General features: G+C 38.7%; 13 protein-coding genes. 6 read left to right on the top strand and 7 right to left on the bottom strand.

The features are described from left to right. Positions 1–114: 114 nt before the first annotated feature. The 4 genes from CWD90_RS07995 to CWD90_RS07980 all read right to left on the bottom strand — a co-directional run bounded on the left by CWD90_RS07995 (position 115) and on the right by CWD90_RS07980 (position 6,929). The gene (locus CWD90_RS07995) at positions 115–303 is read right to left on the bottom strand and encodes a hypothetical protein (RefSeq protein WP_103475416.1); all 189 of its coding nucleotides are present in this window, start codon (positions 301–303) and stop codon (positions 115–117) included. 1,031 nt (positions 304–1,334) lie between these two features. Then, a complete protein-coding gene (locus CWD90_RS07990) occupies positions 1,335–2,468 on the bottom strand; it encodes a Gfo/Idh/MocA family oxidoreductase (protein ID WP_103475415.1) in 1,134 nt (377 codons plus the stop codon). 12 nt (positions 2,469–2,480) lie between these two features. Then, positions 2,481–3,338 (bottom strand): sugar phosphate isomerase/epimerase family protein, encoded by an 858-nt coding sequence (locus tag CWD90_RS07985; protein WP_103475414.1) that lies wholly within the window; start codon positions 3,336–3,338, stop codon positions 2,481–2,483. 84 nt (positions 3,339–3,422) lie between these two features. Then, on the bottom strand, positions 3,423–6,929 hold the full coding sequence (locus CWD90_RS07980; protein ID WP_103475413.1) for a PVC-type heme-binding CxxCH protein: 3,507 nt from the start codon (positions 6,927–6,929) through the stop codon (positions 3,423–3,425). A gap of 194 nt (positions 6,930–7,123) precedes the next feature. Between CWD90_RS07980 and CWD90_RS07975 the strand changes: the two genes are divergently transcribed. The 6 genes from CWD90_RS07975 (at position 7,124) to rpiA (ending at position 13,280) form a co-directional block, all read left to right on the top strand. Further along, on the top strand, positions 7,124–7,993 hold the full coding sequence (locus CWD90_RS07975) for an AraC family transcriptional regulator (protein ID WP_103475412.1): 870 nt from the start codon (positions 7,124–7,126) through the stop codon (positions 7,991–7,993). A gap of 72 nt (positions 7,994–8,065) precedes the next feature. Then, a complete protein-coding gene (locus CWD90_RS07970; protein ID WP_103475411.1) occupies positions 8,066–9,622 on the top strand; it encodes an NAD(P)/FAD-dependent oxidoreductase in 1,557 nt (518 codons plus the stop codon). 69 nt (positions 9,623–9,691) lie between these two features. Next, positions 9,692–10,966, top strand: coding sequence for a DEAD/DEAH box helicase (locus CWD90_RS07965; RefSeq protein ID WP_103475410.1), 1,275 nt, complete (start codon positions 9,692–9,694; stop codon positions 10,964–10,966). Between the two features lie 129 nt (positions 10,967–11,095). Then, positions 11,096–11,938, top strand: coding sequence for an endonuclease/exonuclease/phosphatase family protein (locus CWD90_RS07960; protein WP_239986485.1), 843 nt, complete (start codon positions 11,096–11,098; stop codon positions 11,936–11,938). Between the two features lie 9 nt (positions 11,939–11,947). Continuing rightward, positions 11,948–12,559, top strand: coding sequence for an FMN-binding negative transcriptional regulator (locus CWD90_RS07955; protein ID WP_103475409.1), 612 nt, complete (start codon positions 11,948–11,950; stop codon positions 12,557–12,559). A 28-nt stretch (positions 12,560–12,587) separates the two neighbouring features. Next, positions 12,588–13,280: a ribose-5-phosphate isomerase RpiA gene (gene rpiA, locus CWD90_RS07950; protein WP_103475408.1), complete on the top strand. Its 693-nt coding sequence runs from the start codon at positions 12,588–12,590 to the stop codon at positions 13,278–13,280. 109 nt (positions 13,281–13,389) lie between these two features. On the opposite strand, the gene CWD90_RS07945 is transcribed toward rpiA, so the two are convergent. The 3 genes from CWD90_RS07945 to CWD90_RS07935 form a co-directional block, all read right to left on the bottom strand. Next, positions 13,390–14,178, bottom strand: coding sequence for a hypothetical protein (locus tag CWD90_RS07945; RefSeq protein ID WP_103475407.1), 789 nt, complete (start codon positions 14,176–14,178; stop codon positions 13,390–13,392). A gap of 219 nt (positions 14,179–14,397) precedes the next feature. Next, positions 14,398–15,132, bottom strand: a complete 735-nt coding sequence (locus CWD90_RS07940; protein ID WP_103475406.1) for a response regulator — start codon at positions 15,130–15,132, stop codon at positions 14,398–14,400. 2 nt (positions 15,133–15,134) lie between these two features. Further along, positions 15,135–17,087, bottom strand: coding sequence for a histidine kinase dimerization/phosphoacceptor domain -containing protein (locus tag CWD90_RS07935; RefSeq protein ID WP_103475405.1), 1,953 nt, complete (start codon positions 17,085–17,087; stop codon positions 15,135–15,137). Between the last annotated feature and the right edge of the window lie 107 nt (positions 17,088–17,194).

Here is a 17,194-nt window from a genome sequence, read left to right as displayed (position 1 = left end):
CAATAATTTTCTACGGTTTATAAGTGGACTGTGCCATAAGTTTTCCAATTTTGACGGCGGGCAACCCTCTTGGTTTAAAGTTAGCAAAAAGTTCCCACCACTGATCTAAGTCTACTACAAGGGAGTCAGCACCTTTTCTCTAACAACGAGTTCCCGATAAAGCATTTCTAGGTCTGCCGCCTCTTCATTACAACTTTGAAATACTGAATTTAAGCCACATTGATCTCGTGTTTCACTTTGATCCTGTCCGGACGCCAATTGATTAACTATCATAGCTATAATAATCAATATGATTTTTTGCATAACATGGTTTTATTTAATTCACAACCATGTAAAAGTGCTTTAAACTAAAATTGCAGAGAAATTGGATTTACCCATATGTTGTTTTCCAGGGATGAGTTGATGAAGAATCAATAATAAACAAAAAAAGAGGACGCACCCCTACGTCCTCTTTTAAAATTTAAAAAAATAGTTTCTTTAGAAAACTTATTTTTCTGTCTTACTTATGAATGTTAAAATTAACATTAATTCCCCTACGAAAACATCTTTTTCGAAAAAAAATTAACTCTAACGATAAATATAAAGTTGAGCCCAGCGTGAGACAACAGTTTACAACAAAGACTAATATTATAATAATTTGCATTTACCGCTAAAAGTTAGTTGTGAAAAAGTGGAGGTGACTACAAGAGCAGGGCCTATTAAAATAAAAAAGAGGACGCACCCCTACGTCCTCTTTTAAAAGTTAAAAAATAGGTTGTCTTATACCTAATTTTCAAGTCTTACTTATGAACAACAAATGTAGATGCTGATTACCAGTTAAAGGTTCTGTTTAAAAAAGAAAATTGACTCAATCGCTTAATATGACGCTAAGCTAAATTTATATGTAAACCATTTAGGGTATACACTTTGTAAATTAACATTCGAAAGAACATTTAACTCTTGCAGCGCTATATTAATTCTAGAAAAATGGATAATCGATAAATAGGAAGATGGGGCCAGCGCTAGACAATAAAGACAAATATTTTAATAATTTGCATTTACCGCTAAAAGTTAGTTGTGAGAAATAGGAGTTGACTACAAGAGTAGGGCCTATTAAAATAAAAAAAAGAGGACGCACCCCTACGTCCTCTTTTAAAAGTTAAAAAATAGGTTTTTTAACAAACAACTTATTTTTTAAGTCTTACTTATGAATATTAAAATTAACAAATATTTTAATGCGGAAGGTGCTTTTTTGATAAAAATTATGCCTCAAACAGTAAATGGCTGTTAGTAAACACCTCTAAAATACAGTCCATAGTGCTTTATACTTCAGCCTGTACACAATTAAAAACTAGCTATTTACTAGATAAAGTAAACTCAGGCAGCCTAATAATTTCACCCCCTTTAAGTGCCGACTCATGTGCTAAAATCCCGACACAGGTGATATTGGCAGACTGCTTAGCATTCGGATAAGGCGCTTTTTTCTGAACAAGTGCATCTATAAATTCGTGTACCAAATGTGGATGCGACCCACCATGTCCGGCTCCCTGTGTAAATGACAGGTGTTGGTGCTCATCAGAATCGTACACGCCTTTAGTTGTGAAATGTTGTATTTCTTTTGGTAATAATTTTGCGAAATCAGGACTTTCCACTTCCTCTGGGATTTCACTCTCCTCCTTCTTGGCCGTATGCACCACCAATGGCTTCCCTTCGATCAAGGGCCATTCTACCGACTTCTTTGACCCGTATACTTCAAAGCTTTCACGGTATTGTCTGGCCACATCAAAAAGCGAACGATACACCTGTGCGCTTAAGTCTGAATTTCGAAATTTAATATGAGTGGTTTCCACGGCAAATGGCGAGTTGTAATGAGGTATTAACTCCTTTCGTATAGTTCCCGACCCAAAACAGGAAACATACTCAGCTTCCCCTCTAGTGAGTGCCAGAACCGGACCAACACAATGTGTCGCGTAATGCATTGGCGGTAACCCTGGCCAGTAATTGGGCCAACCGTCCATATCCTGTTGATGACTGGCTTTCAAAAATTGTATTTTACCCAATTCACCTTTTTCGTACAACTCCTTCATATACAGAAATTCCCTAGCATAAACTACGGTTTCCATCATCATATAGGTGAGTCCGGTTTCTTCCGTTAAACGCACTATTTCCTCACATTCTTCCACAGTTGTGGCCATAGGTACTGTACAGGCCACATGTTTGCCCGCCTTTAAGGCCTTAATAGATTGAATTCCATGATCCGGAATAGGCGTATTTATATGGACTGCATCTATATCTGGGTCCTTCAAAAGTTCATCATAGGAAGTATACCTTTTTTCTATATTAAATAAATCCGCCAACTCCTTTAATTTGTCCGGGTTCCTTTGGGATATTGCCACTAAATTAGCGTTTGGATGTTTCTGGTAGATCGGAATAAATTCTGCTCCAAATCCCAAGCCCACAATGGCGATGTTTATTTTCTTACTATTCATCTTATCCTATTTTTAATTAAATGTCTTCTTTAAAAAATCGATCCCTTGGGAGGCGAATTCGTCCTGGCTCTTGGCCAAATTTTTCCATATACATACCGCTCCAGCCAATTCCTTGATTTCAGGTGTAAAGCTCTCGATCACTATTGCTCCTTTATAATCTACAGCCTTTAAGCCCTCTGCAAAATCTGCCCAAGGTGTTAATCCAGACCCAGGGATTCCCCTGTGGTTCTCCGAAACCTGAACATGTATCAACTTGTCTCCTACCGTTTTTATAGCTTCTGCAATATTCCCTTCCTCAATGGTCATATGAAATCCATCTAATAACACCTTGGCTCTATTATGGTTGACATCTGCAATAAAACGCATAACGTCCTCAGCGGTATTGACCATATCGGATTCAAAACGATTTAGCGGTTCCAAAGCTATAGACATCCCAAAATCCTGGGCCATTGCACAAACCTTGGCAACATTACTCACCGCTAGGTCCCACTCCCGTTTCCTTTCTTCTTGAGGAAGCATTCGAGCCTTGCCTACCGCAGCGTACATGGGCCCCGCCAAAAAATCTACCCCCCACAGATTACATAGCTGGAAACATTTTTCAATATAATTGAAGCAATTTTGATGTACTGCGGTATCCTCATGGGTCAGATCCTTTGTTGGTCCAAAGGCTCCGCAAACAACCGCTTGTAGCCCATTGTCTTTCAATGCCTTTTTTATGACCTCCCCATTAATCAAATCCGGCTCTTCTACTGGGATTTCCACCAAATCATACCCCATTTTTTTAATTTTGGGGAACAGGGCAATGGATTGTGAGTTAAACGGTGATTCCCAAAGCCAGGTGCTTACACCGTATTTTATATCTTTTATCATTCTAAAACAGTTACTTTAAATAAGTTACACCAATAACTTATTTTACAATTAGATACTTTAAAAATATAGAGGTCATTATAACGTCTATTTTGCCTTGACAACCTTCATAACACCTTGCATTATTCGCCAATGGCCAGGAAAGGTGCAGATATATGGGTAATCTCCTGGCTCTTTGGGAGCTATGAATTTTAATACAACCTTTTCTTCAGGGTTTATGATGGCGGTGGCAAAAAGCACCTCAGCCATATCAGGGACATAATTTTTTTCTGCACCATTAGGGTCCATTGCCAATTTATCGGCGGCCATGCCCACTTTTTCCTTTTCACCGGTTTTGGTAATGACTAAATTGTGCTGCATAAAATCTGTGTTCTCAAACACCAACTCTACAGCTTTGCCAGCCTCCACCACAAATTCGGTCAGATCGTACTTCATTTCGTTTTTAATAGTCTTGATATTAACAACAATGGCATTCGAACCATTATCCATACTATTATCCGCACCCAATTCAACCTCATTAATATAGGTTTCTGCCAAGAGTTCCGGTATAGACTTATCAGCAAAGAGGTTCTTTGCTGATTTGGAAAAATCCAACTCCACTTCATATTTCCAATCTCCTGCCAAAGAGACACTGAATTGTCCTGTTTTAAGGAACATTTGCTCCTTTTTACCCCAAATTCCTCCACCACCCCCAGTGTCCTCTACCCTGACAGCGATAGAATTTTTACCTGGTTTTAAGACCCCGGATGGAATTTGGTATACCCTGTTAGCTTGATAATCTTTCTCTGTCCCTCCAACAAATTCACCGTTAATATAGACCTTGTCGGAATCGTCTATTGGTCCTAAAGCAATAATACCCGATTTGTCGGCACTTCCTGAGGGAACATCAATATTTTTACGGAACCATATAATACCATCTATCTGTAATCCAGCATCCTCAATAAGCTGGGGCAACAGCATTGTTTCCCATTTGGAATCATTAAAATCACTTGCTTGTCTTTCAATTTTATCTACCGATCCAATTTCAAATTCTGGTTTGGCAGTCTTGAATGCCTTGATAAATCCTTGATGATGTTTACTTCCGGCCACGTAAATTGCCTTTGCCAACCATTCGTCGGCCACTATTTCTTTGTTCTGACTTAGCTCGAATAACAAGCCCCCTACTTCATTATTAGCTTCTCTTTCTGAGAAATATATAAGTGCTGTCAATTGAACTTCAGGATCCTTATCGTTTAGCAAATTGGCCTTTAGCAACAAGGCATCTACAGTTTTATTTTTAGGTAAAATCTGAATAGCAGCCTTTCTGACCGAACCTGATGGGTGGTACAAGGCTGACTTTACTACTTCCATGGCTTCTGCATTGGCAGAAATAACACCAAGTCCGTCTAATGTCCATAAACCATGTAATGCCCCTGGGTTTAGCCCCAAAGCGTCAACATCGGTATTTTGTACCAACTTAATGAGATTTGGCACAACATCGGTATTCCCATTTTCAACCAATAAGCGCTGGGCGGTCATTCGCCAAAACATATTGTCATTGGATAGGGCCTTTACTAAACCTTTTGAATCGGCTTTATCTAAAGACAAGGATTTCACTTCTTGCTTATCCTTGGGCATAATGCGCCATACTCGTCCTTTGGATTTATCACGTAACGGGTTTTCATAGGCATTTCCCGCTCCATTTACCGCATCATACCCACCTCTATCGACCTTAGGCGTGGGATTGTGTTGAATTATGAAATTATACCAATCCAATACCCAAACGGCACCGTCAGGACCCACTTTAGCCTCTACCGGAGAAACCCATTCATCCGAGCTAGCCATTAAATTGCCTCCATCCTTTTCTATATATCCAGCACCATTCTTTTCAATTTTAGCAATATGTACTACCCCTCCCGTTGGTTCGCAAACAAAGGCATATTTATTCCAATATTGTTTTGGGAAAGTCCTAGCAGTATAAAAGTGATGTCCTGCGGCCGCCGTAAAACCCCCAAAAACATCAACCTGTCTTATATTTTGGGTAATGGGCGACATATTATAATGGCCATCTATTTTTGCACTTCCCTTCAATGAGACCCCCATTTCAACTCTTAAATTTTTATTGGGTATCCCCATAAAAACACTGTGGGTATTGTTGGCGGTGGATGCGAAAATGGAATTATCTTCGGTAATACCCAGACCCCAAGTGTTATTGCTGGTATTCGTTAAAAATTCAAAATTGCCATAGTCCCGGTTGAAACGATATATACCTTGACCAAATTCGAAATTCTCACCAGAAATGGCCCCTTTAAAACCTGAATAACCAACCACCCCATAGATATCATTATCAATTCCCCGTTGAAGGTTTGATGGTCCGGCATGAGTATCAAAAACCCCCCATCCACTAATGGCAATTTTCTTGACATCAGCTATGTCATCGCCATCGGTATCTTTTAAAAATAAAAAATACGGTGCTTGGGAGACCAGAATGCCCCCATTTACAAAGGTAAAACTGGTAGGGATATTTAATTTATCGGCAAAGACCGTGAACTTATCTGCTTTCCCATCCCCATTGGTGTCTTCACAAATCTTAATTCGATCGTCTCCATCACCCTTATCGTCTCGCACTGTATTTGGGTAGTCCACCGTCTCTATCACCCAAAGCCTACCTTTTTCATCCCAGTTCATTGCTATTGGGTTAATAATATTTGGCTCGGAAGCAAAAAGCTCTAGCTTAAACCCTGCTGGGACTTGGATTAATTTTGCAGATTCTTCCGGCGACAATGGCAACTGGTATTTTGGAGCTGGATCCCTTTTCTCATAATTGGGGATATTGGCCATTTCAGTATAACTCAAACTTGGAATGCTTATAGAAAATTCTTGCCAGTTCTTTTTTACCTGGTCACTTACCGCCCAAAGAATACCTTCTTTTATCAGGTTTTGAAACCCAGGTTGGTTCCAAGTTCTTTCATCATGTCCATAAGCGGTATAAAATACCTTTCCTTTACCAAATTGTTTTACCCAAGTCCAAGGCTCATGATGTTCGCCTTCAACTCTTTCCATCAGTACAGTGATATCCTTGGCCAATTTATCGTGAACATAAGTTTCATCCCAAGTGGAGAATTCCTCTATACCTTGCATGATCGGGTGCGATTTATCAATAATATTGGCTGTAAAAGTATCCGTGCCATGTGCTTTAAATTGCCCGCCTACCAAATCCACATATTCTTCAGACTCGTGAAAACAAAAACTGGCGCAATGAATGGGAATAAAAGCATGACCTTCAGCCACATAATCTAACAAAGCCTTTTCCTGTTCCGGAAACCTATTTTCATGATTGGCATAAATAATTACACCGTCATAAAGCGCTAAATTTTCTGGATTAAGATCTTCTACCTCTTCTGTATAAGTGATATTAATACCACTTTTGGTCAAGGCAGAGGCCAAAATCGGCATATAGACCTTGGAATTATGATGCTCAAGGGCATGCCCTAGGAACAACATCTCAATTCGTCTGGGTTGATCATCCTTCTTTTTCTCCTTGGAAGAATTACAGCCCATTAGGGTTATAAAGACGAATAGTAAACAAAAAAAACGTGCCTGTAAAGTGTTCATGATAAACTTATATTTTTGTTCAACAATGATAACAATTAAACAGGCATAAAGAATCCTATATGTTATCCAAAGTTGACTATATTATATCATTAAAAATGTTTTTTACCTATATTTACGGATAAATAATTGCCAACAACTAGCTCTCTATTAAAGATCTGTTATCCTCTTAATAGTAATTAAATCCTTGTCTCTAAGTGAAATCTGCCTTACAAAAATCACCCATTCCAAACTCCCATGCCTTTATTGCCAAAATATTGAGACAACCCAATTTTGACCCTATTTGGCATTTTCATCCGGAATATCAACTATTTCTGGTATTAAAAGGCAGTGGCACACGGTTTATAGGCGATCACGTAAAACATTATAAGGAAGGGGACATCACCTTTACAGGTCCCAATTTACCGCATATGTGGCGTAGTGACAATGAAGGTATGAGGGTAGAGAAAAATTCGTGGTCTGAAGGAATTGTAGTGTACTTCCACGAGGATTTTATTGGCAGCAGTCTTTTACAAAAGGAAGAAATGATTAAACTACGGCAGTTGTTTCAAAAGAGCTTAAGGGGATTGGATATTACGGGCAAAACCGCTAATTCCATTCGAATTATGATGAACAAGCTTATACATCTTGAAGGTATGGACAGTGTTTTGGAATTGTTTAAAATCTTAAACGGTCTGTCCATCACAACGGAAACTACCCTATTGGCCAGCCCAGGCTATACCAACTCCTTAAAAGAGGGAGATACTGAAAGAATGAATGATGTACACGCTTATGTAATGAAGAATTTTAAAGGAAAAATAGCGCTAGGCACTGTAGCTTCCTTGGCCAATATGACCCCTACCTCTTTTAGCCGGTATTTTAAGATCCACGCCAATAAGACCTTTTCCGAATTTTTAAGTGAGATTAGAATTGGCTATGCCTGCAAACTATTGATCGAAGACAAAATGAATGTTGGTCAGGCCTGCTATGATAGCGGCTTTCAAACCTTGTCCAATTTCAACAAACAGTTTAAGACAATTACCAAAAGAACTCCCATGTCCTATAAAAAGGAATATGAAGTTCAATGAATCCAAAAATTCAGGGACAAGCCTAAGCACTTTTTGAATACATAATTACTTTAATTAAAGTAATTTTGCGCTATGGTAAGAAACATTCAGCTCAGGACCACTTTAATGGAAGAATCGGTAGAAGATATCCTGAAAAAGAAAGCTGCAAAATATTTGGGAGTCCCCAGTCAAGAAATTTCAACAATAAAAGTGCTTCGGAAATCTCTCGATGCACGGAAATCTACCATATACTTCAATTATAAGGTTTCGGTTTATATTAACGAGCCAGGCCCTAAGACCAATGATTATAACTTTGATTATAAGGATGTTTCCAAAGCCAAGGAAATTCACATTATAGGTTTTGGTCCAGCAGGCATGTATGCCGCCTTGCGCTGTATAGAATTGGGCTATAGACCTATAGTCCTGGAAAGGGGGAAAAATGTTAAGGACCGCAGACGCGATTTAAAAGCCATCAACAGAGATCATTTGGTAAATGAAGATTCTAATTACTGTTTTGGCGAAGGTGGTGCCGGCACCTACTCTGACGGCAAATTGTATACCCGAAGCCTAAAAAGGGGGGATGTACGAAGAATATTCGAGAATTTGGTCTTTCACGGTGCTACAGAACAGATCCTAATAGATGCCCACCCACATATAGGCACTAACAAATTACCCCAATTAGTACAGAATATTAGGGAGACCATCTTAAAATATGGAGGAGAAATACACTTTGAATCGAAGGTAGTAGATTTTAAGATCGTTAATAATTCTATTAAAGGAATCGTTTTGGGAGATGGCAGGGAACTGTCTGCAGAAAGGGTTATTTTGGCAACAGGCCATTCCGCAAGGGATATATATTACTTGTTACACCATAAAAAAATTGCCCTACAAGCTAAATCATTCGCCATGGGTGTTCGGGTAGAACATCCACAACATATTATAGATAGCATTCAATACCATTGTTCTGGGGACAGGAACGAGTTGCTCCCTGCCGCCTCCTACAGTCTAGTAGAGCAGGTTAAGGATAGAGGGGTATATTCGTTTTGTATGTGTCCGGGAGGATTCATAGTTCCCGCCGCAACCGCTCCTGGGGAGGTGGTCGTAAACGGTATGTCGCCTTCCAAACGCAATAACTTATTCGCCAATTCAGGAATTGTGGTGGAGATCAATGTGGATGTAGATATCCATAAATATGAACACTTTGGCCCATTGAAAGGGTTGGAATATCAAAAGGATCTAGAGCGATTGGCTTTTACCTCAGGTGGACGAAACCAAACCGCTCCTGCACAACGACTTACAGATTTCGTGGAAGGAAAGCTGTCCAAAGATCTAAATCCGACCTCTTATCAACCTGGTCTAAAATCCGCACCTTTACATTCGCTATTGCCCAAATTGATCGGTAGTAGGCTGCGTTCAGGTTTTACCGCATTTGGCGAAAAAATGAGAGGCTATTACACCGCGGAGGCCAATGTTATTGGTGTAGAATCCAGAACCTCATCACCCGTAAACATTCCTAGAAAGGAAAATTTGGAACATCCGGAAATCAAAGGGCTGTTTCCCTGTGGAGAAGGTGGCGGTTACGCTGGGGGCATCGTATCGGCTGCCATGGACGGTGAGCGCTGTGCTGAGGCTGCGGCCGCTGGACTCTAGGTCTATTTATTGATTTAAACGGTTTATCCAAACTAATCCACTACCTTTGCCACTTATTTTACATACTACATGACATTCAAAGACTTAGGTATTATTGAGCCTATCCTAAAAGCCCTAACGGCAGAAGGCTATACAAATCCCACCCCAATACAAGAACAGTCCATCCCCATTTTACTTAAAGGTAAGGACCTATTGGGTTGCGCACAAACAGGAACCGGTAAAACGGCGGCATTTTCCATTCCCATCATTCAACAAATGGCGATGGATCGGGAAGCCAATCAACAACAACGAAAAATTAGAACCTTGGTGGTTACCCCAACAAGGGAATTGGCCATCCAGATCGGAGAAAGTTTTACCTCATACTCTCGATTTACCGGAATAAGAAACACCGTTATTTTCGGAGGCATTAAACAGGGAAGACAAACAGATGCCCTAAGAAAGGGAGTGGATGTAGTTATAGCCACCCCAGGAAGGTTATTGGATTTAATGAACCAAGGATTTATTTCCCTAAGGGATGTTAAATACGCCGTATTGGATGAAGCTGACCAAATGTTGGACATGGGCTTTATCCACGATATTAAAAAGATAATTGCCAAACTACCTTCCAATCGACAATCCCTTTTCTTCTCCGCCACCATGCCACCGGCCATAGTAGAACTATCCAAGAAAATCTTGGGCGATTTTGATCGTGTTACCATAAAACCTCAACAGGCTACTGCGGAAAAAGTAGAACAGGGCGTTTATTTTGTTACCAAAAAGAATAAACCGAATTTATTGATCCACCTTTTGGAAAAAGACCCCAATGATTCGGCCCTTGTATTTTCTCGTACCAAGCATGGTGCCAATAAAATAGTAAAGCAATTGGCCAAGGCCGATATTAAGGCCGATGCCATTCACGGTAATAAATCACAGAATGCAAGACAAAAGGCGCTGGGCGATTTTAAGGATGGGGAATTAAAGGTGCTTATTGCAACCGACATTGCGGCCAGGGGAATAGATGTTGAGGAGCTTTCATTGGTTATCAACTACGACTTGCCCAATGTACCGGAAACTTATGTGCACCGTATTGGTAGAACAGGAAGGGCCAGTGCCAGTGGAGTTGCCTTATCCTTTTGCGATGCTGAAGAAAGGCCTTATCTAAAAGATATTCAAAAACTTATAAATCAACAGGTCCCTGTTATAAAGGACCATCCTTTTGTAGATGATGGATCTGAAGAGGTGCCTTTAGAAGAAAAAAAACATCACAATAACAGGCAAAAACCAAGAACGGGACATACCAATTCCAGAGGTGGCAGAACTAACAACCAGAATAGGAGTAGGAACAATAGGCCAAAAAGAGATTAATATTTTAAGTTTAGTCCGCATTTAGGCATGTTATTTAGTGATATAAATCCCCTATAATTAGCAGGTATTTAAAAAATTCAAGATATTTATTCTTTTAAATCAATTCATTTTTAAAAGAATAAATATCATATGAAAAATTTATTTACTGCCATGGTAATAGGTTTAGTCCTTTTTACTATTCCACTTCCCTCATTATCCCAAACTACAAACCTCATTAGTTTTAATATTAAATATGACAATACTGGGGATACGATCAACAATTGGAATGACCGTAAAGCTTCCTTGGCAAAACTAATTCAGCATTATGATGCCGATATAGTAGGTATTCAAGAAGGATTATATAATCAGGTGGACTACTTAAATACTGCCCTTACCAGTTATGCCTATGTTGGCATCGGCCGGGACGATGGTAAACAAAAAGGGGAATACTCGGCGATATTCTATAATACCGATAAATTCAAAATACTTAAAACGAATACTTTTTGGTTATCCGAAACACCCGAAAAAGTATCGGTAGGATGGGACGCTTCCTTGGAACGAATCTGCACCTACGCGCTCTTTCAAAATATAAACACCAAAAAACAATTTTGGGTATTCAACACCCATTTTGATCATAGGGGAGTACAGGCCAGGATAAATTCGGCTCAACTCATTTATAAAAAAATAAATGAAATAAACACCTCTAAGCTACCTGTAATCTTAATGGGCGATTTAAATTTAACACCTGACTCCGAACCTATTCAATATTTAAAAAAGAACCTGACAGACGCCATGGAAATATCAAAACAACCCTTCTATGGTCCCATAGGCACCTTTAATGGATTTAACCAGGACAGAATTATGGAAAATAGAATAGACTATTTCTTTGTGAAAAATGTTGACGTCTTGTCTTATACCCATATTGATGACAGAATGCCCAATAACAAGCATGTTTCCGACCACTTGCCGATTCTGATGACCATCGCCAATTAATTTATTAACATGTATACCCCATCCCACTATAAAAATGAAGACCTAGCAGAAGTTAAGGAGTTCATAAAACAAAACAGCTTTGGTATTTTGGTGAACCAGACCAATGGCAGGCCTTGGGCAACACATATCCCTCTGGAATTGGATCTGGATGGGGATGGTAAGGACATTTTGGTGGGACATATCTCTAAAGCTAATCCACAATGGCAGGGCTTTAAAAATAATGAGGAAGTTCTAACTATTTTTAACGGACCACATAGTTACATCTCCTCTTCGTGGTACAAAGAGGAAGAAGTTCCAACCTGGAATTATATTGCCGTTCATGTTTACGGAAAAATAAACATTTTGGATGAGGCGGCCGTCTTGGCTTCCCTTCATAAATTAGTGGACAAATACGAAAAAGGATCTTCTAATCCGATTTCCATAAATGACCTATCCAAAAATACCATGAAGCAGATAAAGGGGATAGTAGGGTTCCAAATCAATATTACTGATATTCAAGCTACCTATAAGTTGTCGCAAACAAGGCCAGAGGACAATCCAAAAATATTGGAAGAATTACAAAAAAGAAATAACCCTGGTTCACAAGCAATTGCAGGTTGTATGAAACATTTAAAAAAGTAAACATAATTCGCATTCGCAAATCTTAATAATGAACTTAGATCAAGAAAAACAAATAGCTGCCAAGGAAGCAGTGAAATATGTAAAAAGTGGAATGACTGTAGGATTGGGCACGGGTTCTACTGCAGCCCACATGGTAAATGAATTGGGTAGACTAGTGCAAAACGGATTAAAAATAGTTGGAGTACCCTCTTCAGAAAGCACAAAAAAATTAGCGACTGAAAAAGAAATACCGCTTACTACCTTGGAAAATGTCAATGCTATTAATATCTATATTGATGGAGCCGATGAATTTGACCCCTATATGCAACTTATAAAAGGTGGTGGAGGTGCTTTGTTAAGGGAGAAAATATTGACGTATAATTCCGATTTAGTCATAATCATTGCCGATTCACAAAAAGAGGTAAAAAGGTTGGGTGCTTTTAAATTACCCGTAGAAACCATTCCGTTGGCTACCCAGAAAATAGAGCTGTTACTAAAAGAAAGAGGACTTCAGCCTAATTTAAGAAAAAAGAATGGTGCAAATTTTATCACTGATGAGGGTAATTTTATCCTAGACCTTAATATAGCGCATATTACGAATATGCCATTGTTGGAAAGCAGCCTAAAACAGATTCCAGGTATTGTAGAAACTGGCCTATTCTTGGATATGGCCGATATTATTATTGTAGGCAAAGGAGAAAGTGCCATAACAATAAAAAATAAGAAGGTTCAGGCTATTTAATAAATCGCCAATCCAAACAACTGAATTTTTGGGCACAATAAACAGAAAAACCTGTAACGTAACGTTACAGGTTTTTCTAATTTAAAATTCGACAAAAAAAGATAATAGACTACCGTGCCTTTCTAATCAAATTAGCCATATAAACATATTTCATGTCCCTTAACCCTAAGCCGACTTCCATAGCTTTGGTGGATACCGGGGTTGCTCCCTCTTCCCAATTGATATTTTGGTTCAAGGCTTGCTTATAATCCTTAAACATGCTTACCGTCATATGGGAAGCGTATGTATCACTTCCTATAGGATTAATAAATCGTATTAATCCCCAATTGGCTTTTTCTCCAGCGTCGACAACTTTTTGGTGAATTGGTTGAAAGATTTCCATCTCTGCCTTTTCATAAGCACCGTAGTTCATAAGGTCTACCTTCATCATGTCTATCTGGGCCACGGTACCCAAAGGCATATCAAAATCTCCTTTGGTCGTGGCAATTTCTTCCGTAAATATTCTTACTGCCAGATCCCTTGTTGCCGAGGAATGTTGTATTTTTTTATTAATATCCGCTTCAGCCATTTTAGGATAAGCCGCTTTGGCCCTATCCAAAAGCTGTGACCAACTACTACCATCCATCATCTTTACAGGGTCGTTAAATACGGTGACGGTAACGTATTGAAATCCTTGCTGTTCTCCCCCCGGACTAAGTGCCCAAAGGTCCCAGCCCATAATATCACCGGCTTTTATCCGTTGCACCTGAATTTTTTCCCAAAACTCTTCTGTGGCGTTATACTCCATTTCCTGTTCGTTATCCACTTTCATGAATTCAAATACGAGATATAGTTTTTCCTGAGCAATAGTCAAATTGCTCACCATCAATAAAGCGAATAGAATTAATAAATTTTTCATAAAATTAGGTGCTATTGGTTAATACTACTCTTTCGAATTATTCAATCCGTTTCATAATCAAAGCCCAAACCAAATACCGAGGTATGGCTCCTTTGAACCATAGGTTGGCTTATCCCAAATAAAATAATAAATCCCGTAAAATTCAGGAGATTAGGATGAACCAAAGCCATTATTGTCCGTAGATACGCAAAAAATTACCAAAGCCTAGACATTTTTATTTTATATAGTATGTAGGTGTTTAAGAAGATTTTCTTTGAACGATTTACTTAAAGGGATTACTTTTCTATTAATTTCCAAATGGTTATCCGCTACTACATCCAATTTAAAAATATTGACTATAAAAGATCTATGCACCCGAATAAACATATGGTTCTTAATTTCATTTCCCACAACCTTAAGTGTAGTACTAATCAGATAGTTGCCATTTGATGTGATGATATTACTGTAATTTCTATCGGCCTCGATATAAAGAATTTCGTCGAGAAGTAGTTTTACCATTCGCCCATTATGCCTTACAAAGATTCGGTCTACCATGACCTCGAAATTTTCAGGAATATCCTCGGTATCCTGATTATTTTCCTTAATTTGATCCACTACTAAGGCAATGGTACGTTGCAAATCCAGATTATTAAACGGCTTGGAAATAAACGCGTATGGATGTGTAGCTTTAGCCTTGGTAAAGGTAGCTTCATCACTATTGGCCGTAAGGTATATTATGGGAATTCTTTTGAATTTCTGAATCTGAATTGCCGCTTCAATACCATTTACCCTTCCTTTCAGGTTAATATCCAATAAAATAATATCCGGAGTGTTCGCCGAAGCATGTAAAATAGCCTCTTCCCCTCTAGTTTCAATGCCGATTACTTCATAGCCCAAATTGGTGAGTTGTACAGAAATATTTGCAGCGATGATCATATCATCCTCAACAATTAAAATACGGGTAGTTTGATTCATAATCAGGCTGCTTTGTGATGTTGAAATTCAAAGGATACTGAAGTTCCTTTCTTTTGTCTTAACACCATTTTACCGTCCAATTGCTTGGTCAAAAGTGCTATCAACTGGGTCCCAAAACCGGTGCCATTAGCCTTATTTCCCTCTGTGAAACCAATGCCATTGTCGTTAACCTTTAGTTCTAAATGAGTGGTCTTCTGCTCCAAGGATATGGTAATTTTACCATGAAGATTGTGGGGAAAAGCATATTTCAATGAATTTGTAATCAACTCATTAACAATTAATCCAATAGGCGTTGCAATGTCAACATTTAGTTCGATCTTCTTCATGTCAAAAAACATGCTAATCCTTTGCTCTGCACCGTAAGAATGGAGTACATAATCACCCAGAATTTTAAAATAATTCCTCATCTCTATAGTCGCCAAATTCTTTCCCTGATATAAATTTTGATGAATCATACTCATACTCTGAATCCGATTTTGGATTTGGTGCATGTTTTCCTTTATTTTTTTGTCGTCTATATGCGTAGATTGTAGTGAAAGCAAACTGGAGACCACTTCCATATTATTTTTAACCCGGTGATGTATTTCCTTTATCAGGAATTCCTTCTCTTTATTTTGATGCTGTAGTAGTATGTTTTTTCTTCGGTTATTTCTAATAGACAGAACTCCCAAGACCAAGAGAAACAATAATAATCCAGTGATTATGGAAGTCAAAGTCTGGTTACTCTGTTGTTTTTTTATCGTTCCCCGCTGAAGAATTATAGTGTCCTCTTTTTGTGCAACGTCAAATTCCGTTTGCAATAAGGCAATACGGTGATCGGATTCTGCTGTGAAAATTTCCTTCTTAAGGCCGTCATATTCTGAAAATGCCTTGTAAGCTTCCATGTAATTATGGTCCCCCGCGAAAGCTTTTCCCAAGGCTTCATATGCCTGACTCAAATAAAATTCATCCCCAAAATCAGAGGTAGCCACATTAAGTGACATTTGAAGACTTTCTATACCATTCTTATATTTTCCCTGCAAATTCTGCAATTTCCCGATGGATAGCCATGATCGCATCAGCATAAAATCATTATCCAACAACTCGGCATATTTAATGGCATTAAGTCCGGCATTTTCGGCTTTCTTGTACTCGTTTAAATATGCGTACAAATCCACAAGAGAAATATAAACATCACTTAAATTATTATAAAAACCGTATCGTTCACCAATAGCCAAAGAATGTTCAAAATATTTTAGTGCTTCTTCATGCCTATTTAATTTAAGGTAGTTGTTGGCTACAACATAGAGTGTAAAGTCATAATCCAAATCCATTATTCCACGTTCTTCAAAGAGGATAATGGCTTTGATACCATATTTTAATCCCTTATCATATTTGGCCTGTTTCCAAAAAATATTGCTCAAATCACTATAAGCAACGGCAATTGCCCTTTTGTCATTTTGCTCCTCCCCTAACCGTAGTGCTTCCATGGCATAATCGGCAGCCCGGTCTAGTCGCCCTCGACGTTCATAAACATAACCTAGTTGGGTGTTTAAAAAAGCCAGATCCTTGGCCAACACTTTACTTTTGGCTTCTTCCAAGACTATTTGGGCACTGTCCAGTTTTTCCATACGCAGAAGAATGGCGCCTTGCGTAATCTGAAATCGGCCATTCCAGAGCTTATTATTATGATCAATAGTTCGTTTTAAGCCTACCCTAGTAAAATTCAAAGCCTTTGTTAGGTTACGCGTATGCCAATAATATGCCAAATCATTCAGGATTTCAAATTGCAAGGTATCCGTAGGGGCACTTTCATAAAAAATCTCCAAATGGTCCAGATAGGAGGCTCCAAAATTGTCGGTATCCACAAACACTTTTTGATAAGGAATATCCCTGTCAAAATCTATGAGTTGACCATATAATAATGAACTAAATAAAATAGTGATGGAAACTGCTATGTAGTGGTGTTTGCCCATTATTTAAACTATCAAATACTTTAAAAAGCAGGGGTTCTTAAATATACGAATATTATTTGCATATTTCATTAGGTAATTAAAACCACCTGCTCGGACAATAAATCATG

Origin of the sequence: Arenibacter catalasegens (assembly GCF_002909235.1) — a bacterium.
Taxonomy (GTDB): domain Bacteria; phylum Bacteroidota; class Bacteroidia; order Flavobacteriales; family Flavobacteriaceae; genus Arenibacter; species Arenibacter catalasegens.
This window is presented reverse-complemented; position numbering and strand designations above follow the sequence as displayed.